Here is a 4,289-nt window from a genome sequence, read left to right as displayed (position 1 = left end):
AGTAAGACAAAGCGTTCTGCACTACCGCCCTCTGGACTCATTAAATATTCAACAGCAGGAATGGCTTGTTGATTAGGTGCCGCACCAGTATAAAAAATATTTTCTGACTGCTCTTGACCCTCGTACTGCACCGGATAAAACATCAAACCGTTTAGTTCTTCAACGACAGGCAGTACTGACTTACGTGACACAGATGTCCAACCACCAAATATCACATCGACTTTATCTTGGGTTAACAGCTGACGAGCTTTTTCAGCGAATAACGGCCAATCAGAAGCGGGATCTACGACGATTGGCTCTAGTTGTTTACCTAACACACCACCATTGGCATTAATTTCATCAATGGTCATGAGGGCAGTATCTTTTAATGATGTTTCAGAGATGGCCATCGTTCCAGATAAAGAATGCAAGATACCAACTTTGATTGTGTCACCATCTGCTGCAGGGGTAGCAGTCGTCTCGGCCGTTTCGGTTTTTGTGGTTGTAGAATTGGTCTCAGCGCTAGTTTCTGCAGGTTTTTGACAACCTATAAGACTTAAGCTACCTAAAACGGCTACTGCTAGTAGAGACAAACGTGATGTGAGTTTCGAGTCGATACGATAGTTTGTACTGATAGGAGTAGCAGTGATAAGCGTTGGCAATAAAGACATGTATTTCTCCAAAAAGATAAAGTAGCAGCTTGGCAGGCCGAGTTAACAAACCATTCCTAACTGCTATTAATACTTCAATATTTGTGCCAACCTAAAATATAAAAAATTGCACCAATATTGTTCCTTATCAGTAAGTTTAGCTCTTTTCTTGCACCATAATGGTGTCATAATTTTCTATGCACCATAAGTGTCTAGTCTAAGAGGATTATAACAATTACATTGAAAGCGGTATGCTACTAAGTTCAGAAAGTGTAAACAAGGGTGCTTGCAAAACCCCAATATTAATCAAACCACCTGAGTATTTCTAAAAGTTGTAGGAACCCGCTAAGACTTGCCAGCAAATGCCTAGTAGGTTTTTTATGTATAACCAGGCTAATCGCTTTGATTTTCATAAAGCTCTTATTGATAATGCTATACCTTGAAAAACCATAATATTGCTACCTGAGAGGTAAGGGTTTTGTTATCAGGATACTTGCTCTACATGAGTAAAAGTTAGGTTTAATACTCCGATTCAGTTGAAACGTTTCCATTCTAAGCCCTTAGGAAGCAACATTTAACGTTACTTCTTAAGGGCTTATCTTATTATTATTTACCGGTTTGGTGGGACGTTGTCTGAGTAAAATCAATTCCTTGATTAATATTATGTTACAACGAATCATTAATACTCTGATGATTGTCATGACGTTTTATAATGAAAAATCAAAGCTTTAAAGCGACCCAAAAATTGGTAATGCTTATTTCACAAAATCTATGGGTTCATCCTGATGCAAAATTGGAATTTAAGGTTTGGCAGTACATCGTTTGCCGCCCCTGCGACCATAGCTGGCAATCCTAGATGACTATTACCGTTAACCGCTATGATTGTGTGATGTAAAAGACGGTTACCTGTTTTTCAATACAATTTTTTGTATCGATCAGGTGATGAGGTTGGAAGCAAGATGTCGTCACCCGTGCTTAATAGCACCTGAGAGTAGTCATAATATTAAATGACAGGAGTGGTGCGAGGTGATGGGTTTATTCAGGTTTAGCGACGTGGATCATCCCATTCTGTTTAAGGAGATATATCAGAATGCACCAAAGCAGCTTTGAGCTATGCTGAATAAACTGCATAATCAGTTATCATAAACGCTTTATTGAGTCGTTATTTTACTAAATTCAGTTGTATGGTTTCTTCAGGATAGCTCAGTGTCTCGGTGGTGTAATCTAGTTCTTGCTTATTTCACATACACAAATTGATCATTAAAAATTCTGATAAACGGACAGCAATATTGTTTATCAGAATTAGGATAATGTTTGACTGAAACCTAATCTACTCCAATAATTGCCTAAAGCCTAAAGCCGCTCTTAATCTATCTTCAGCATCGATTTCGCCACAGCTTCGGCCACTTTAATGCCATCAATCCCTGCTGATAATATTCCACCTGCGTAGCCAGCGCCTTCGCCTGCAGGGAATAAGCCTTTGGTGTTAATGCTTTGGAATTCTTTATTGCGTTTAATACTTATTGGTGACGATGTTCTGGTTTCTACGCCAGTTAGTAAACCGTCGTCAGATGAAAATCCTTGGATTTTTTTATTAAACGCTGGAATGGCTTCACGTATGGCATCCACGGCAAAATCGGGTAGTGCTTTGCTTAAGTCGGTTAAGGTAATGCCCGGTGTGTAAGACGGGTTAACATCACCTAATTCTGAATTTGGTTTACCTTTTAAGAAATCGCCAATGGTTTGCGCTGGTGCATTGTAGTTTTTGCCGCCTAATTCAAACGCTAAGGTTTCTAGTTGTCTTTGTAAGTCGATACCAGCAAGAGGGTGGTTTGGGTAATCTCGCTCTGGGTCGATGCCTACAACAATAGCACTGTTGGCGTTACGTTCGTTTCTTGAATATTGGCTCATGCCGTTAGTTACAACACGGCCTTCTTCTGATGTTGCGGCAACAACGGTTCCGCCTGGACACATGCAGAAGCTATAAACAGAACGACCATTTTTACAATGATGAACAAGTTTGTAATCCGCAGCGCCAAGTATTTCGTTTCCAGCATTGTCACCAAAGCGTGCTTGGTCTATGGTTGACTGTTTATGTTCAATCCTAAAGCCAATTGAGAAAGGTTTTGCTTCAATATACACGCCTTTATCATGGATCATTTCAAAAGTGTCTCGGGCGCTATGACCAACAGCAAGAACAACATGGTTAGTTTTTAAGGTTTCGCCACTATTAAGTGTCACGCCAGTTACTTTTGAGTCAGTTATATGTAAGTCGTCTACGCGAGTAGCAAAACGGACTTCACCACCGATTTCTATGATCTCGGCACGCATTTTTTCTACCATGCTGACTAACTTATAAGTACCTATGTGCGGTTTACTAACAAATAAAATTTCCTCTGGTGCGCCTGCTTTAACAAATTCTGTCATTACTTTACGGCCATAATGATTTGGATCTTTCACTTGGCTATATAATTTACCGTCGGAAAAGGTACCGGCTCCACCTTCACCGAATTGTACGTTTGATTCAGTGTTTAATTTACGCTGACGCCAAAAGCCAAAGGTGTCTTTGGTGCGTTGTCTTACTTCATTACCGCGTTCAATAATGATAGGTTTAAAACCCATCTGGGCAAGAGTAAGTCCAGCCATTAATCCACAAGGACCAAAACCAATAACAACAGGGCGCTCAGTTAAATCTTTTGGCGCTTGGCCAACATAGCTATAACTTGTATCTGGTGTTGCTTTAACATGGTTGTCTGACTCAAATTGAACCAGTAAATCATTAGTTAAATCCGAGTCGGTAAGTGTGATGTCTAGCGTATAAATTAATTGGATATTTCTTTTATTACGAGCATCATAACCACGTTTAAACATCACAAATGAAGCCATTTGCTCAGCAGAAATTTTAAGTTTTGTCGTTATAGCAGTAGTTAGATCTTCAGGTGCATGATTTAATGGCAATTTAATTTCAGTTAAACGTATCATTGGTTACTCATAAACTAGTGTAGAAAACATTCGCGCATTTTACTGGTACTGATACAAATAAGCGAATAAATATTTTACTTACGCGGGGTAAATTTACGGATTTGTATTGTAGTGTGAAAATGATTGAGTATGATCCGCCCACCAAGAGTGGGCTATAAGCTTAAGAGTCTTTGATATCAAGCTATACAACATTTTAATAAATAATTTTAATAACAAAGGACGCTCTTGTTGAATATTTAACAACAGTGTAGTGGTGCTGCTAGGTAATGACAAGTGATGCAGTAAGACGTAATGTAAGTCAATTCGGGGGCTGTAGCGGATTTTGGTGATGCGAGGTTATGTCTAAATATAATAATTGGTGCGCCCACAGGATTCCAAACTGACAAGTTAAGTAATTGTTTTATATGTAATTATTTTGAATAAAAAAAGACGATACCGTCACCGATACCGTCATTCGTTAAAGTGGCTCATTGTTTTTGTTCGGTTCGAATCGTATTAGCTGGGTCCACAATAGCATCAATTTTAGATTTTAACCACTTATTAGGACGGCCCTGAATATCTGGCTCGGGTAAGAAACCAGACTTACGGCGTTGGGTAAGTGTGTCGTCAGATTTCCATTGGAATATCTGCTTAATGTCGCTAGTCGTGTAATATATGCCGGTCATTTCGTCACCTCGT

Annotated in this window: 3 protein-coding genes; all 3 read right to left on the bottom strand. The window is 39.3% G+C overall.

Annotated elements, in window-relative coordinates; all coding sequences use genetic code 11:
- The coding region (locus tag VLN09_RS11035; RefSeq protein WP_325246488.1) for a transporter substrate-binding protein at window positions 1–596 on the bottom strand (596 nt) is incomplete at its 3' end.
- A gap of 1,398 nt (window positions 597–1,994) precedes the next feature.
- Window positions 1,995–3,611 carry an NAD(P)/FAD-dependent oxidoreductase gene (locus tag VLN09_RS11030; RefSeq protein ID WP_325246486.1) on the bottom strand — a complete coding sequence of 539 codons (1,617 nt, stop codon included), beginning with the start codon at window positions 3,609–3,611 and terminating at the stop codon, window positions 1,995–1,997.
- A gap of 467 nt (window positions 3,612–4,078) precedes the next feature.
- A partial coding sequence (locus tag VLN09_RS11025; RefSeq protein WP_325246484.1) for a hypothetical protein occupies window positions 4,079–4,289 on the bottom strand: 211 nt, incomplete at its 5' end.

The organism is Psychrobacter sp. (genome assembly GCF_035469765.1).
Lineage (GTDB): Bacteria > Pseudomonadota > Gammaproteobacteria > Pseudomonadales > Moraxellaceae > Psychrobacter.
This window is presented reverse-complemented; position numbering and strand designations above follow the sequence as displayed.

Excerpts from the sequence above, each read along its gene's own strand:
- VLN09_RS11030 (WP_325246486.1), bottom strand. The coding sequence starts at position 3,611 with ATGATACGTTTAACTGAAATTAAATTGCCATTAAATCATGCACCTGAA.